Genomic DNA, 15,982 nt, shown 5'->3' on the forward strand with positions numbered 1-15,982 from the left:
ATGAACGAAGCCACTACAAATCCAGCGAACGAAGCTCAATTTATGATTCAAAGGGTGTACATGAAAGACAGTTCTTTTGAAACGCCTAATACTCCTGCTGTTTTCCAGCAACAATGGGAACCTGAGTTAACGCTGGATCTGAATACAGAAAATACTGAATTAGAAAAAAACGTGTATGAAGTTGTTCTTACCGTGACTGCTACTGTCAAAAATAAAAACACTACGGCGTTTCTGGCTGAAGTTAAGCAAGCAGGTATTTTTACTATCCAGGGAGCTCCTAAAGAACAATTAGGTCATCTACTCGGAAGTTTCTGCCCAAGTATTCTTTTCCCATATGCCCGCGAAGCAATTACTTCACAAGTTATCCGCGGCAGCTTCCCTCAGCTGGTACTGGCACCCATTAATTTTGATGCCCTGTATATGCAGCAACTGGAAGAGCAAAGCAAATCCAAAGCAGACGAAACAGAAACTACTCATTAATAATGAATGTTCAAAAAACCATCGCTATATTGGGAGCCGGTTCCTGGGGAACCGCAATCGCTATCCATATAGCGAATACAGGCAGAAACGTCATGCTGTGGGCACGTAACCCGCAGCATGTTGCTTCCATGCAGACCACTCGCTGCAATCAACGTTATTTGCCCAGCATCAAATTACCTGACAGCTTGCAAGTCACTAATAATCTTCATGAATGTTCTGCATCGGCTGATGAAGTTATTATCGCCGTACCCTCTCATTCTTTTTCTGAATTGATTCAGCTTATTGACAAACCCGCAAGAGGCATCGCCTGGTTGACCAAGGGGCTTGATCCATCCAGTAATCAATTTCTAAGCCAGATTGTCGCCAATCATTGGGGCGAGGAATTTTCAGTTGCAGCAATTTCAGGTCCTTCTTTTGCAAAAGAAGTCGCTCAGAGCCTGCCTACTGCCCTGACACTGGCGGGTAATAATATTACCTACCAGGAATCTACTCGAAACCTTCTGCACCATCAGAATCTGCGCGTCTATCTGAGCAATGATTTAATTGGTGTTCAGTTGTGTGGTGCGGTTAAAAATGTTCTTGCTATTGCCTGCGGAATCAGCGATGGACTGCATTTTGGCGCCAATGCCAAAGCAGCGTTAATCACTCGAGGTCTAACGGAAATGCGTCGTCTTGGGAAGGTATTGGGCGCACGTGATGAAAGCTTTATGGGCTTGGCTGGTGTAGGCGATTTGGTCTTAACCTGTACGGATGACCAGTCTCGGAACCGCCGTTTTGGACTGCATCTTGGGCATGGTATTTCCTCACAAGAAGCGGAAAAACTTATTGGACAGGTCGTGGAAGGCAAGCATAATGCCGCACAAATTTGCCTTTTAGCAGATCGCCATCAGGTAGAAATGCCCATCTGTACTGTAGTAAACAGTCTCTTGAAGGGGGAACTCAATCCTCAGCAAGCTGTTCTTCAATTAATGAGCCGCTCCGCTCGAGATGAAGATTAAATCTTTAGTTTTAAAACAATCTATACTTATCCCATTCGACCTTGCTGCATCGATTACCATTCACTAATAAGGAGATTGAAAATGGACAAGCCACTAGTCGGAAATTTCTGCTGGAATGAGCTGGCCACGCCCGATGTATCCGCTGCTAAAGAATTCTATGGAAAATTATTAGGATGGCAGTTTACTGAACAAGTAACCGGCGATATGGTGTATAACTTTATTAAAATCCCGGGAAGCGACGATCTGGGCGGCATATGGGGAATCCCTAAAGACAGACAAAACGAAATTCCACCTCACTGGATGGGATATATTCTCGTTGAAGATCTTGAAGATAAACTGGAAAAAGCCACTGAATTAGGAGGCACTGTAAAAATGCCGGTTACGCCTGTGGGTGAAATCGGTTATTTCGCGATCCTCGTTGACCCCACCGGCGCTCATATCGCACTATGGCAAAATAAATAGGGTCTGCCCGAAAATGGAGACACTCTAATCCGATTTTATATGACGTAGGTCGGGCGCTTCGCCCGACGTTTCTTTTCTTAGCTCGCTAATTATTGAAATTTGATGAAAATGGAAATGTCGGGCGAAGCGCCCGACCTACGTTAGATGTGTTTACCTGGGCCCCGCCAGGGTTTCGCTCTGTTGTTCCAAAGATAACTTAATATCATAAACTTCACACAACTCTTTTAATTTCAGATTAAATGGCTCAGCAGAAATTAAAGAGGATTTAATAAAAAATGATTCATCCAAATCTAACCCCTCATTAAATACAGCATCAGACAGGACGTTTATTTTATTACTGCAATCAGCACACTGTTCCTCAGCAGTAAAAACCTCTTTTCCCTCATATGGTTCCAACAGTGATTTAATACTATCCCTCATTTCCGAGCTAAGATGCCGGGGATTGCTTCTATAATACATATCATCTGCATAACATTGATCATTGTAATACTTGGCAGCCAATAGAGTACCAATCACAACTTTAAACTGCTCTTCCTGATTTAAACTGGCATCATTTAATAATTCCAATCCTCTTTTTAAATACTCTCGACTATAGCTTTTAAACGGTTTTATCTGAACATGCCCCTGATAAATATAAGCGCAGTTTGTCATGCACTGTTGCAATATTTTCTTTGCCATATCTATAAACAGCAGACCATCCGTACAATGCGTAACTTCTACATAGTGATCACTGACCGACTTTAATTTTTGCCAAAATCCCATTTAAAATCCTTTGATAAAGTTAATCATGAATTATATACCCGCCCGACATTTCATTTTTATCAAATTTAAATAGGTTCAGTGTGATTTCAACAAGCTGAAAAGGAAACGTCGAGCGAAGCGCTAAACCTACGTGTGCTTATGATTTATATGGTGCCCAGGGCCGGAGTCGAACCGGCACGGGATTTGACTCCCGAGGGATTTTAAGTCCCTTGCGTCTACCTGTTTCGCCACCTGGGCATTTTTGTGGAGGCTGAGGCCGGAATCGAACCGGCGTACACGGCTTTGCAGGCCGCTGCATGACCACTCTGCCACACAGCCTTATTTTTCTGTTGAAAAAAAAGCGACTTATACGTCGCTTTGAATTTGGAGCGGGAAACGAGACTCGAACTCGCGACCCCAACCTTGGCAAGGTTGTGCTCTACCAACTGAGCTATTCCCGCGTCTTTATGTGAAGCATTTTACCGAAAATTGATTCGCTGTCAACACATAAATTTAACTTTTTTTAGTTAATTCTGGCCATGCTATGGACAAATAAATAACCATTGACCATATGGTCAAAATGGCAGCCACATAAAGCAAAATAAAACCAATTAATCCCCACCAGGACTGAGTCGGATCAAAGGCTACCAGTAAAACCAGCGCCGCCATTTGCAGTGTGGTTTTAACCTTGCCAATATAACTTACTGTGACACTGGCTCGACTGCCAACCTCTGCCATCCATTCGCGAAGCGCAGAGATCACGATTTCTCTGCCTACAATAACGATGGCAGGCAAGGTGATGTAATCAACATCTCTCGCTCCAACGAGTAAAAGGAGCGTACAGGCAACCAGTAATTTATCAGCAACAGGATCGAGAAAAGCCCCGAATGGCGACATCAATTTCATTTTTCGGGCGACATAACCATCCAGCCAGTCAGTAAATCCCGCTAAAGCAAAAATAATAGCCGCCAACCCCCTCGACCAGGAGAAAGGCAGATAAAATACAATAATAAAAACCGGAATCAGCACTATCCGAAACAACGTCAACATATTGGGTAAACTGGTTAGATTACTCACGACATCAATCCTTTTGGGGCAGTTGAAGAAAATCTGCAACCAGCTGGTAATCATCAAATACGGCCAGTGCACCTGATTGCTCTAATAACTCCGGATGCTGGTGGTAGAAATCAACCCCAATCACATCAACTTGTAAACTTTTCGCCATTTCCATATCAGTGGGTGAATCTCCTATCATCAGCGTCTCGCTCGCAGTGACTCCAAAATCCTGCAAAATTTCCCTAAGCATTTCCGGATGGGGTTTGGATGGGAGGCTGCCTGCCGATTTTGTTACAATAAAATATTTTTCGAGCCCGGTGCTTTGCAACGCCTTATGTAAACTTTGCTGCCCCTTGTTGGTGGCAATTGCAAGAAAAACGCCTTCTTCACTCAAGCGTCTGATTAGGTCAAGGACACCCGGGATCAAATAAACTTCCGCATGTCGCGTGTATAGTTTGCTTTGAACAGCCTCCAGCAATTCTTCCATCTGCTCCGTACTTAAATGAGGGAATACTTTTTTAGTCGCCTTAACCAGACCAAGGTTTACATTTTCCCTTGCAATTTCAGGATTTAACTCCCCAAAATTCAGGCGCTTTGCTTCACTGGCCACATAATCGATAATCTGCCCCAGAGTGTCGCTGATTGTCCCTTCCCAGTCGAAGACGACCAGACGATATCGCTTACTCATGAATACCACACTCCCGTGTACGTAAAAATTTTAATGTTTGACTAAATTGCTCATCCAATTCAGCTTCAAAGCAAAGTTTTTTATCCTTCAGATTAAATTGAATTGCGCGCGCATGCAAATATAGTCGAGAACGATCCTGAATGAAATCATAGGATAAACGTCTGCCGCCATATTTTTCATCCCCAGCGATTGGGTGTTTAATATGTGCGCTATGTACCCTGATCTGGTGCGTGCGGCCTGTTTTGGGCGAAGCCTCTATCCAACAGGCATCTGTATAGTTCTCCAATAATCTGAAAGTCGTTTGCGAGGGCTTGCCTTCCGGATGCACGACAACCACACGCTCGCCTGATTGCAGATTATTTTTCTTTAAAGGGGCATCGACCAGAATCTTTTTTTCATCAGCCCAGCTATTTTGAAGAAGTGCCCAATAAATTTTCTTCACCTCTCTGCTTTCCAATTGTGCCTGAATCAATCGGAGAGCACTTCTTTTTTTGGCCAGCAAAAGACAGCCTGAAGTCTCTCTATCCAGACGATGAACCAGTTCGAGATAATGCAGATCGGTCCGAATTTTTCGCAAAGCCTCGATGACTCCCAGATTTAAACCGCTGCCGCCGTGAACGGCGATACCTGCCGGTTTGTTAATTACAAGCAGCTCACTGTCCTCATAAATAATACTTTTCCTCAGGCGCTGCTCCATCCTGTCGCCAACAAAAATCTCTTTTTCCTGGCTGACACGCACAGGCGGAATACGGAGAATATCGCCTTCTTTCAAGCGGCTGGATGCTTCTGCTCTTTTCTTGTTGATGCGTACTTCCCCAGAACGAATGATACGATAGATATGACTCTTGGGAACTCCTTTTAATACCCTCATCAGATAATTGTCGAGACGCTGCCCCTCTTCATTGGCAGTGACTTCCAGATAGCGTACATCATTCATTCTCAATAACCTATTTGCTGTGGCAGTTTTTTTTGCTAAAATGCTAGGCGTCGGAAAAAAAATATTTCGACGACCGAATTATACCGTATAATGACTAAAAAGTTTAATTGCCGATAAAAATCGGCACACTTACGATAAATAAAATGCGCTTCCCTTAGGTTAATGATATGAAGGAAGTAAACCCGGTATTAAGAGTCATAAACTGAGAACTCACCGGATACCTGCGCATGTGAGACATGTGTGTAGATGTAAAACGACTTGAATATTAGAGTCAAGGCTATGTTACGCTATTCTGAAGTAAACACCTGCTCTGCGTAAACGGTCCTTTAAATACAAGCACTTACATGCACCATTGATTGAATGGTAACTTGCGTACGGTCTGAATTTAGTAATATTGGGAAATGCTTAATAAATTTTGTTTGGTTAAAGAGACGTAAATCCGGGATCTGTTGATTTGACAAAGTAACTTACTGTTACTATTCAATGCCATCATCCCTGTCCAGTACTGCCATACGAACTAATGATTAGTGTTCGTTTGCTGTACTTTGCCTGTACCGGGCGTGAAACGTTTAACGAACAAAAAGATCCTGCACTGTCGTTCTGCTTAAGTGTTGCGCCCTCAACGGGGTGTGTGATGGAGAAAATGTTAATAAATGCGACTCAAACTGAGGAAGTGCGAGTTGCCCTGATAAAAGATAATTACCTGTTTGATTTGGACATTGATTGCCCAACAGAAGTCAAAAAGAAAGGAAACATCTACAAAGCGGTTGTAACTCGTCGTGAACCAAGTCTTGATGCCGTTTTCGTGGAATATGGTGCAAAACGACAAGGGTTCCTGCCACTAAAAGAAATCGCTCCCGAGTATCTGAGTAAAAATCCTGAAGAATTTGGCGAAGATCGTCCTCCAATTACCTCATTAATTCGCGAAAACCAGGAGCTACTGGTTCAGGTGGATAAAGAAGAACGCGGTGGCAAAGGGGCAGCACTCACTACATTCATTACCTTGGCAGGCTGTTATCTGGTGCTGATGCCGAATAATCCAAATTCTGGCGGTATTTCGCGACGCATCGAAGGCGATGACCGTGATGAACTGAAGGAAACACTCAACGCCCTGGAATTGCCGGAAGGAATGGGCTTAATCATTCGGACAGCAGGTGTTGGCAAAGGCCAGGATGAATTGCAGGCTGATCTTGATATGCTGTGCAATCAGTGGCAAGCTATTAATCAGGCCTATACTAATCAACTGGCTCCTTGCCTGATTCATCAGGAAGGAGATGTGATTATTCGCTCAATTCGCGATAATCTCAGAAAATCGATTTCTGAAATCATCATTGATGATCAGATTTCCTATGTTAAGGCAAAACAATACATTGAGCAGGTTAAACCTGATTTCTTACCCAATGTTAAACTGTATAACAACAATATCCCTCTGTTTAATTATTATCAGATTGAAAGTCAGATAGAAACGGCTTACCAGCGTGAAGTACCCCTGCCCTCCGGCGGTTCTCTGGTTATCGATCGCACTGAAGCGCTGGTGTCCATTGATGTTAACTCAGCCAAGGCGACCAGTGGTGCCGATATTGAAACAACTGCATTAAATACTAATCTCGAAGCAGCCAATGAGATTGCACGTCAGTTACGTTTACGCGATCTTGGTGGTCTGGTAGTCATCGATTTCATCGATATGAACTCCAGCAAGAACCAGCGTGACGTAGAAAATGAGTTAAAAGAAGCATTAAAAACCGATCGGGCAAGGATTCAGGTGGGCCGGATTTCTCGCTTCGGTTTACTGGAAATGTCCCGCCAGCGTTTGAGACTTTCTCTGGGAGAAACCGCCCAGGAAGTTTGTCCGCGCTGCGAAGGACGTGGTACTGTCAGAAATATTCAGTCGCATGGTTTATCTATCGTACGTCTTATCGAAGAAGAAGCATTGAAGGATAAAACGGCGGAAGTTCATGTTCAGGTGCCCGTTGAAATGGCGACCTTTCTCATTAATGAGAAGCGTGAATTTATTCTGCATATTGAAAAACGTCATGGGGTTAAAATTATCGTTATTGCTAACCCTTACATGCAAACACCTCAATATAACATCACGCGTCTAAAAGAAGATAATGTGGGCAAGAACAAGAAACCCAGTTATTCAATGATTCAACAGCCCGAATTAACGCTTGTGCGCGATGAGCAGGATGCTGTAAGAGACGAACCTGCTGTTAAAGCCTTTGCCGTAGCAAGCAGTTCAAAAGCGCCTCAAACCAGCTTTATCAAGCGTTTATGGACAAGCCTTTTTGGTGGTTCGGATGAGGCATCAAAACAACCTGCTGCCAAAACTGAGCCCAAACAGACCCGTCAGCAGCATCCTCGTCAGCAAAATACCAGAGCTGGAAATAGCGGTGAGAAGCGACAAGGCGGCTCGCCTTCTCGCAGAAGACGTTCCCCTGGTAATCAGCAACGTCAGACTTCCGGTGCGAATATGCAGCGCAAAAAAGGCGGCAATCAGCAACAACAATCCGGTGCACGAGTCGTTCCTTTAAAAACCGATGCAAACTCGGGAAAAAGAAAGGATAAAGAACAAGTCACCAATAGAGAACACAGCGATAACTGATTGACGCAGTCCATCTCTGCTCAGGAAGCCTTTCTCTCTACCTGGGAGAAGGGCTTTTTTATTTGGAATAATCTTATCGCTTAATTATCAGGCACGCGAGAAATCAAAACTCAAAACGGAGGCTATTTCAGTCTGCTGCAAGGCCAGCATGATCAGGCGATCCACACCCAAAGCCACTCCGCTGCAGGCTGGCAACCCATGCGCTAATGCGGCAAGGAATAAAGGATCAATGGGTGGAAGTTCCAGATTGAGCCTTTCTCGCTGAGCCACATCCTGTTCAAAGCGCTGTCTTTGCTTTTCAATATCCAGCAACTCATGAAAACCGTTCGCTAACTCCATTCCCCGGTAGTAAAATTCAAATCGCTCGGCGCGCCCGTTATTGACCTGGGCTAATGCAGCCTGTGAAACCGGGAAATCATAGATAACGACTGGCGCAGCACTACTTGCAAAAGCCGGTTCAATGACATGGCTCATCAATAAAAACAGATATTGGTCAGGATCACGCTCATCCTGGGCCAGCACATAATCCAGCTCAAATTGTTTTAGGCAATGACGGTAATCAGTGATACTTGCCGCAAATGGATCAACTGCGCATAGTTCCACAAAAACCTGTTGATAGGTTTTACGGATTGCAGGAGGGCAATTTATAATCGTTTGCAAGAGCTCATCAACTTCCTGTATTAAGGCATGATGATCTATATCCAGCTGATACCACTCCAGCATAGTGAACTCAGGGTTGTGGTGTCGGCCAAATTCATCATCACGATAAGCTTTAGCCATTTGGAAAATCGGACCGCTGCCGGCTGCCAGAAGTCGTTTCATATGATATTCAGGGGAGGTTTGCAGATAGTAGATCTGATTGCGAAATATCGCTTTGATATTGCTTAAATACACGTCAGTGATGCCACAGCGAGCCATTGCGGGCGTTTCTACTTCCAGGTAACCGCGTTGGTTGAAAAAACTGCGGATATTATTAAGAATTGCGGCTCTTTGTCTTAACAGATCAATTGACGTGGAGGGCTGCCATTGTTCAGGAAGATGCATTTTAATGACCCTTTTAAATAATGATTTGATGGAATACCTTATTACATATGGATTTCCGTGAAGAGGAATGGGTGTCAGCTTGAACATCCCCTCTCCCAAGTTTGGGAGAAGGCTAGGGTGAGAGTTGATTTTAAACCCCTCTCTCTAACTCTCTCCCCTGAGGGGCGAGAGGACGTAAAAGAAGACTCCTCTAGAAGAACATCCCCTCTCCCAAGTTTGGGAGAGAGCTAGGGTGAGAGTTGATTTTAAACCCCTCTCTCTAACTCTCTCCCCTGAGGGGCGAGAGAACTTAAAAGAAGACTCCTTTAGAAGAAAATCCCCTCTCCCAAGTTTGGGAGAGGGCCAGGGTGAGGGGTTGATTTAAACCCCTCTCTCTAACTCTCTCCCCTGAGGGGCGAGAGGACTTAAAAGAAGACTCCTCTAGAAGAAAATCCCCTCTCCCAAGTTTGGGAGAAGGCCAGGGTGAGAGTTGATTTTAAACCCCTCTCTCTAACTCTCTCCCCTGAGGGGCGAGAGGACGTAAAAGAAGACTCCTCTAGAAGAAAATCCCCTCTCCCAAGTTTGGGAGAGGGCCAGGGTGAGAGTTGATTTAAACCCCTCTTTAACTCTCTCCCTGAGGGAGAGAGGACTTCTTTTAAAGAGTATTAATAAAATATACCCAGTTCCAATCTTGCCGCTTCAGTCATCCGTTCCTGGGTCCAGGGTGGATCCCATACTAATTCAACGGTGCAGTCGCTGATACCTTCTACACGATTCACGGCCTGTTCTACTGTACCCGGGAATGTCTGGGCGACTGGACAGCCGGGAGTAGTCAGTGTCATTTTGACATGAGCATGGTGCTCATCATCGATTTCAATATCATAGATCAAACCGAGATCATAAATATTCACAGGAATTTCCGGATCGAATACGGTCTTCAACTCGCTAATCACCAGCTCTTTAAGTTGCTCCTGCTCAGGTTTTTTTTTAAATCCGAACATCGTTTTACTCCGTACTCACCGTCGATCTGCTTTGCTTTAAGGCTGCTTCGAGAGTATGCCAGGCCAGAGTGGCGCATTTAACACGGGCGGGAAAAGCTCGCACACCCGCTAAAACTGTCAATTTATCTAAAGCCGCCCATTCATTGGACTCATCACTGGTGACCATATGATGAAAACGCTGAAATAAATGATGGGCTTCCTCGATGGATTTGCCTCGTAAAGCTTCTGTCATTAATGAGGCAGAGGCTTGAGAAATTGCACAGCCGCAACCGACAAAGCTAAGCGCTTCCACCACTTCATTTTCGATTTTGACATAAAGTGTTAACTTGTCTCCGCATAGAGGATTAAATCCATTGGCCTGCGCAGTCGCCTCTTCCATCGCATAATGATTGCGAGGATTACGGTTATGATCGATTATGATTTCCTGATATAACTCTCTTAGTTCCGTGTTCATGCAAATACCTCTTTGACTTTTTTCAAAGCATGAATGCAGCGATCAATTTCCTCAATCGTATTATAAAAGGAAAGGGAAATGCGGGTAGTCGCTGCAATATCAAAAAAGTCCATTAAAGGCATTGCACAATGGTGACCGCTGCGAATGGCAATTCCCTCACTATCCAGAATAGTACCGATATCATGAGAATGTATTTTCCCATGAACAAAAGAAATAATGGGCACTTTATGTTTTGCCGTACCTACGATATTAAAGCCTTTAAGTGCTTTAATCTCCTCGGTCGCATAAGCCAGCAAGTAGCTTTCATAGGCAAGTACCGCATCCATATCGAGTGACCACAGATAATCGATTGTCGCACCTAAACCAATTGCTCCTGAAATATTGGGGGTTCCCGCTTCAAATTTATGCGGCAATTGAGCATAATCGCTGGCTTCAAATGTTACATAATTAATCATTTCTCCGCCGCCCTGATAGGGCCCCATATCATCCAGTAAATGCTCTTTTCCCCATAGCACACCGATGCCAGTCGGTCCATACATCTTGTGGCCTGAGAACGCATAGAAATCGCAATTCAAATCCTGGACATTGATAGGCAAATGAGCAGATGCCTGGGCCCCATCCAATAAAACCAAAGCCCCTTTGGCATGAGCCATTTCAATCATCTTCTTAACCGGGTTGATAGTACCCAAGGCATTGGAAGCATAGCTTATTGAGACGAATTTGGTGTTATCAGTTAACAGCCGTTCATATTCATCCAATAGCACTTCACCATCATAGGAAATAGGAGCAACTGTTAATTTTGCGCCTGTTTTTTTACAAACCATTTGCCAGGGTACAATATTGGAGTGATGCTCCATATGGGTGATAAGAATTTCTTCTCCTGGCATTATTCTCGGCGCGACAAAACTTTGAGCTACCAGATTAATCGCCTCGGTTGTACCGCGTACGAATATACATTCTCTCAAGCTTTTAGCATGGATAAAGCGCTGAACCTTGCCGCGAGCTATTTCGTATTGCTGTGTGGCGCGGGCACTGAGAGCATGAACCCCTCGATGAACATTGGCATTATCGTTTGTATAATAATCAGTAAGCGCCTGAATCACCGACTTTGGTTTTTGCGTTGTCGCAGCATTGTCAAAATAAACCAGCGGATGCTCATTCACATTTTGATGTAAAATAGGGAAATCATTCCGGATTTGGGCCACATTGAACGTGTCAATCAGAGTATTTGCATCAGGCATGATTTTCCTCCAATTGCTGATTAATCAAATTGCCTATCCACTCAGCGGCAGGGCGATAGGCTATCAGCTTCAAATTTTCGGCAGCAAAAGCCTGAATCAGATAACGGCTGGCTTCCTGCCGTCCAATACCACGCGTTGCCAGATAAAATAAGGCGTCCTCATCCAATTGCCCCACTGTGGCACCGTGTGAACAAATTACATCGTCCGCAAAAATTTCCAGCTGCGGCTTGGTATTCACTTCAGACTGTCCGCTGAGTAATAAATTTTTATTCTGCTGTTGGGCTTCCGTTTGCTGAGCTCCCGGAGCAACTATCACCTTGCCGTTAAATACCGCTCGGGATTTGCCTGACAAAATACCTTTATAATCCTGAGTGCTGCGGCATTCGGGCATGATATGATTCACTACGGTGTGATGATCAATATGCTGATTATCGCCGGGAATATAAATACCGTTCATTAAACAGGCAGCCTGTGGTTCTTTCATTGCAATATTGATATCGCTGCGCACTAACCGTCCACCCAGACTTAAGGAATGGCTTTTAAACTCACTGGCACAGGCCTGCTGCACAGACAAATGACCAATGTGAAAAGCCTTTCTGCTTTCCTGCTGGACTTTATAATGGGTTAAATCAGCTTGTTCTGATAAATAAACTTCAGTCATCTGATTGTTTAAATAAACACAATCCTTTTTACCCTGATAAGATTCCACGACTACCGCAGAGGCATTCTGCTCAAGAATAATAAGAGTACGCGAATGCACAGCAAGCTCGCTTATATCCTGCCAGTGATTAATAACCAGCGGTTCTTCGAGTTTTACGTTTGCGGGAATATAGATAAACAGACCACTGTTTAAACTGGCCGTATTTAAAGCCTGAAAACCATGTTCAAAATGCGTCTGTTTTAAATAGGCATTCACCCGTTCAGGCTGTTCCTGGATGATTGTCAGAAGGGATTCCACAATAACGCCCTTTTCACGCAACTGCAAAATGGCATCAGAATTATAAAACAAACCATTATTTAGACCACAGTGAATACCAAACTCAGGTGCGGGGACCACAAACTGTTCGGCATTCCCAGGCAGTTCAGAATGAAATTCATACTGCAGCAGCGGATCAACCAGCGTGTATTTCCATTCCTCATGATGTCTGGTAGGAAATCCCAGGCGTCGGAACTCCTGCAAGGCATGCCGCTGAACTTCTGCCAATGCGGGCAATGATGCCGGTTTATTCTTGATTTGTGATTGATAAAACTCGACTATTGCACTCATGGCTATACCGTCTCCTCGAGCCAGCTATAGCCTTTTTTCTCCAGCTCCAGCGCCAGATTTTTATCACCTGATTTAATAATTCGTCCATTGGCCAGGACATGGATAAAATCAGGCTCAATATAATCCAGTAATCTTTGATAGTGTGTAACGAGAATTATCGCTCTATCCGGTGAACGCATGGCGTTAACCCCTTGGGAGATAATCCGTAAGGCATCAATATCCAAACCGGAATCAGTTTCATCAAGAATGGCCAGCTTAGGCTCTAAAGCTGCCATTTGTAAAATCTCATTGCGCTTTTTCTCACCACCTGAAAAACCTTCGTTAATACTGCGATAAAGAAAACTCTCATCCATATCCAGCAATTGGCATTTTTCGCGAATAAAGCTTAGAAAATCGATGGCATCAAAGGTTGGCTTACCCAGACCTTTTCTGACAGCGTTGACCGATGCTTTCAGGAAATTAATATTGGTAACGCCTGGAATTTCCACAGGGTATTGAAACGACATGAAAATACCGGATTGTGCTCTTTGCTCCGGTGAAAGCGGTAACAGATCCTGCCCCGCATACTGGATTTCTCCATCGGTGACGGTGTAAGCAGGATGACCGGCCAATACTTTGGATAAAGTGCTTTTTCCAGAGCCATTAGGACCCATAATGGCATGCACTTCCCCAGCTTTGACCTGCAAATCAATCCCTTTTAAAATTGGTTGAGAATTGATGGCCACATTAAGATTTTTTATTTCTAACATATTAACCTACTGCCCCTTCCAGACTGATACCTAATAATTTGGTTGCTTCAACCGCAAATTCCATAGGTAGTTCTTTTAAAACCTGTTTACAGAAACCATTAACAATCATCGATACGGCATCTTCCGTATCAATGCCGCGTTGCTGGCAATAAAATAATTGCTCTTCACTAATTTTTGAGGTGGTTGCTTCATGCTCAATCTGAGCACTGGGATTTTTAACCTCAATATAAGGAAAGGTATGAGCTGAACAATGGCTGCCCATTAGCATGGAATCGCATTGCGTGAAATTTCTGGCATTAGTCGCCGTGGGCGCAATACGCACTAATCCACGATAGGCATTATGGGCATGGCCTGCGCTAATGCCTTTGGCAATAATAGTTGAGCGGGTATTTTTGCCCAAATGAATCATTTTGGTTCCAGTGTCCGCCTGCTGAAAATTGTTCGTTAAGGCAACGGAATAAAACTCACCTACTGAATCATCTCCCTGAAGAATGACACTTGGATATTTCCAGGTAATTGCCGAACCGGTTTCAATTTGCGTCCAGGAAATTTTTGAGCGCTTACCGCGGCAAGCTCCACGCTTGGTTACAAAATTATAAATGCCCCCTTTTCCTTCTTTATCACCGGGATACCAGTTTTGTACGGTTGAATACTTAATCTGGGCCCCTTCAAGAGCAACCAGCTCCACCACAGCGGCATGCAGTTGATTTTCATCGCGCATCGGTGCCGTGCAGCCTTCCAGATAGGAAACGTAGCTGTGATCATCAGCAATAATCAGGGTACGCTCAAACTGACCCGTTGATGCAGCATTGATTCGGAAATAAGTGGATAATTCCATGGGGCAGCGAACACCTTTGGGAATATAGACAAAGGAGCCGTCGCTAAATACGGCGGAATTAAGCGCTGCATAGAAATTATCGCGGTAAGAAACAACCGAGCCCAGGTATTGTTTGACCAGCTCAGGATAAAGATGAACAGCTTCTGATAGCGGGCAGAAAATAACCCCTACTTCGGCCAGTTTGGCTTTAAACGTCGTGGCGACAGAAACACTATCGAACACCGCGTCTACCGCGACTCCCGCGAGCATTTCCTGCTCACGTAATGGGATCCCCAGTTTTTCATAAGTTCGCAGTAACTCCGGATCGACCTCATCCAGGCTTTTAGGAGCATCTTTTTTAGACTTGGGTGCAGAATAATAGGATATCGCCTGATAATCCACCGGCGGATAACGAACACTTGACCACTCGGGATGGGTCATGGTTTTCCAGTGAGCAAAAGCCTTTAAACGCCAATCCAGCATAAACTGAGGCTCGTTTTTGATGGCTGACAACCGGCGAATAATCTCTTCGTTTAATCCAGGCTCAAACGTTTCCACCTCAATATCGGTCACGAAACCATGTTCATATTCCCTTTCCAGAAGGGCTGTAATTTGTTCATTGCTTTTAGCCACGACTTACTCCACTCGCTAACTGCTTGATGCGGTCAATTTCAATACTTTGCAATGTTGGTTTGGCCAAAACCTCCAGGCTGACACTGTCCAGAGCTGCTTCGATTGCCTGGCTAATCAGGCGCCAGTTACCCTGAATATGACAAAAGCCTTGTAATGAGCATTCATTCGGTTGCAAACTGCATTCAATCAAGCCGCGCTGCTCTTCTAATGCGTAAATAATCTGAGCCACTGAAATTTCACTCGCGGGTCTCTGCAGTCGATAACCACCGCTGACCCCCCTGACAGAAATTAATAATCCCGCGGCCGTCAGACGTTTTAGCAATTTACTGACCGTCGGTATACTCAAATGAGTATTTTGGGCTATATCCCTGGCATTACAAAGCTGACCCGGCGATTTTGCCAGATGAACCATGACTACTGTTCCATAATCGGCCAATTTGCTGATGCGCAGCATAACACCCCCACATCAAATAATCTAGTACTAAATCAGTCTGATTTATTCCTCATCATTAAGTATAACATGAACTTGCTCATATAGTACTAATTCAGTTCTATTTAGAAAACAGTGGCGTATTCTAGCGAAAACTTCTGACAGTCTCAATAAGGTTTATGGATTTGAGAAGAAGGTTCATTAAAACTGTGTCATTACTCAGGCACGCCGTCATCTTGAACGCGCAGTGAGAGATCTCCCAAATCTTGGTTTGTGCCAGCATTCGGAGATCTCTCACTGTGTTCGAGATCTGATTTATCCCCACGAAAATGTATAAAAGAGTTGCAGGTTGGATGCCTTAGTGATCAAATAGGCATTTTTTACAGATGTAGATAGAAAATGT

General features: G+C 44.2%; 16 protein-coding genes and 3 tRNA genes. 4 read left to right on the plus strand and 15 right to left on the minus strand.

Translation table 11 applies throughout. The features are described from left to right. The 3 genes from secB to E1O89_RS10565 all read left to right on the plus strand — a co-directional run bounded on the left by secB (position 1) and on the right by E1O89_RS10565 (position 1,940). A complete protein-coding gene (gene secB / locus E1O89_RS10555) occupies positions 1–480 on the plus strand; it encodes a protein-export chaperone SecB (RefSeq protein ID WP_058507721.1) in 480 nt (159 codons plus the stop codon). 2 nt (positions 481–482) lie between these two features. Next, a complete protein-coding gene (locus tag E1O89_RS10560; RefSeq protein ID WP_133140131.1) occupies positions 483–1,478 on the plus strand; it encodes an NAD(P)H-dependent glycerol-3-phosphate dehydrogenase in 996 nt (331 codons plus the stop codon). An 81-nt stretch (positions 1,479–1,559) separates the two neighbouring features. Continuing rightward, positions 1,560–1,940 carry a VOC family protein gene (locus tag E1O89_RS10565; protein WP_133140132.1) on the plus strand — a complete coding sequence of 127 codons (381 nt, stop codon included), beginning with the start codon at positions 1,560–1,562 and terminating at the stop codon, positions 1,938–1,940. Positions 1,941–2,090: 150 nt separating this feature from the next. Here the strand turns inward: E1O89_RS10565 and E1O89_RS10570 are convergent, their stop codons facing one another. The 7 genes from E1O89_RS10570 to E1O89_RS10600 form a co-directional block, all read right to left on the minus strand. Then, on the minus strand, positions 2,091–2,702 hold the full coding sequence (locus E1O89_RS10570; RefSeq protein ID WP_133140133.1) for a hypothetical protein: 612 nt from the start codon (positions 2,700–2,702) through the stop codon (positions 2,091–2,093). Between the two features lie 148 nt (positions 2,703–2,850). Beyond that, positions 2,851–2,939, minus strand: a tRNA-Leu gene (locus E1O89_RS10575). Between the two features lie 7 nt (positions 2,940–2,946). Beyond that, positions 2,947–3,020 (minus strand) — tRNA-Cys (locus E1O89_RS10580). A gap of 46 nt (positions 3,021–3,066) precedes the next feature. After that, positions 3,067–3,142: transfer RNA gene (locus E1O89_RS10585), tRNA-Gly, on the minus strand. A gap of 52 nt (positions 3,143–3,194) precedes the next feature. Beyond that, the gene (gene pgsA / locus E1O89_RS10590; protein ID WP_133140134.1) at positions 3,195–3,758 is read right to left on the minus strand and encodes a CDP-diacylglycerol--glycerol-3-phosphate 3-phosphatidyltransferase; all 564 of its coding nucleotides are present in this window, start codon (positions 3,756–3,758) and stop codon (positions 3,195–3,197) included. Between the two features lie 4 nt (positions 3,759–3,762). Then, complete coding sequence (locus tag E1O89_RS10595) at positions 3,763–4,425, minus strand: HAD family hydrolase (RefSeq protein WP_133140135.1); 663 nt, start codon at positions 4,423–4,425, stop codon at positions 3,763–3,765. Beyond that, positions 4,418–5,362, minus strand: coding sequence for an RluA family pseudouridine synthase (locus E1O89_RS10600; RefSeq protein WP_112220648.1), 945 nt, complete (start codon positions 5,360–5,362; stop codon positions 4,418–4,420). The genes E1O89_RS10595 and E1O89_RS10600 overlap by 8 nt, the downstream gene beginning before the upstream one ends. Positions 5,363–5,996: 634 nt before the next feature. Between E1O89_RS10600 and E1O89_RS10605 the strand changes: the two genes are divergently transcribed. Next, the gene (locus E1O89_RS10605; protein WP_112220649.1) at positions 5,997–7,964 is read left to right on the plus strand and encodes a ribonuclease E/G; all 1,968 of its coding nucleotides are present in this window, start codon (positions 5,997–5,999) and stop codon (positions 7,962–7,964) included. An 87-nt stretch (positions 7,965–8,051) separates the two neighbouring features. On the opposite strand, the gene epmA is transcribed toward E1O89_RS10605, so the two are convergent. The 8 genes from epmA to E1O89_RS10645 form a co-directional block, all read right to left on the minus strand. Next, positions 8,052–9,008 carry an elongation factor P--(R)-beta-lysine ligase gene (gene epmA, locus E1O89_RS10610; RefSeq protein ID WP_133140136.1) on the minus strand — a complete coding sequence of 319 codons (957 nt, stop codon included), beginning with the start codon at positions 9,006–9,008 and terminating at the stop codon, positions 8,052–8,054. A 644-nt stretch (positions 9,009–9,652) separates the two neighbouring features. Continuing rightward, on the minus strand, positions 9,653–9,988 hold the full coding sequence (locus E1O89_RS10615; RefSeq protein ID WP_058507730.1) for an SUF system Fe-S cluster assembly protein: 336 nt from the start codon (positions 9,986–9,988) through the stop codon (positions 9,653–9,655). Positions 9,989–9,992: 4 nt separating this feature from the next. Then, positions 9,993–10,442 (minus strand): Fe-S cluster assembly sulfur transfer protein SufU, encoded by a 450-nt coding sequence (gene sufU / locus E1O89_RS10620; protein WP_112220651.1) that lies wholly within the window; start codon positions 10,440–10,442, stop codon positions 9,993–9,995. Continuing rightward, the gene (locus tag E1O89_RS10625) at positions 10,439–11,683 is read right to left on the minus strand and encodes a cysteine desulfurase (RefSeq protein WP_133140137.1); all 1,245 of its coding nucleotides are present in this window, start codon (positions 11,681–11,683) and stop codon (positions 10,439–10,441) included. Before E1O89_RS10625 ends, sufU begins: the two co-directional genes overlap by 4 nt. Next, positions 11,676–12,950, minus strand: coding sequence for a Fe-S cluster assembly protein SufD (sufD, locus tag E1O89_RS10630; RefSeq protein WP_133140138.1), 1,275 nt, complete (start codon positions 12,948–12,950; stop codon positions 11,676–11,678). Before sufD ends, E1O89_RS10625 begins: the two co-directional genes overlap by 8 nt. 2 nt (positions 12,951–12,952) lie before the next feature. Then, the gene (sufC, locus tag E1O89_RS10635) at positions 12,953–13,699 is read right to left on the minus strand and encodes a Fe-S cluster assembly ATPase SufC (protein ID WP_112220654.1); all 747 of its coding nucleotides are present in this window, start codon (positions 13,697–13,699) and stop codon (positions 12,953–12,955) included. 1 nt (position 13,700) lies between these two features. Then, positions 13,701–15,149: a Fe-S cluster assembly protein SufB gene (gene sufB / locus E1O89_RS10640; RefSeq protein WP_112220655.1), complete on the minus strand. Its 1,449-nt coding sequence runs from the start codon at positions 15,147–15,149 to the stop codon at positions 13,701–13,703. Continuing rightward, positions 15,142–15,603: an SUF system Fe-S cluster assembly regulator gene (locus tag E1O89_RS10645; RefSeq protein WP_112220656.1), complete on the minus strand. Its 462-nt coding sequence runs from the start codon at positions 15,601–15,603 to the stop codon at positions 15,142–15,144. Before E1O89_RS10645 ends, sufB begins: the two co-directional genes overlap by 8 nt. Positions 15,604–15,982 lie beyond the last annotated feature (379 nt).

Origin of the sequence: Legionella genomosp. 1, assembly GCF_900640215.1 — a bacterium.
GTDB lineage: Bacteria > Pseudomonadota > Gammaproteobacteria > Legionellales > Legionellaceae > Legionella_C > Legionella_C quinlivanii_A.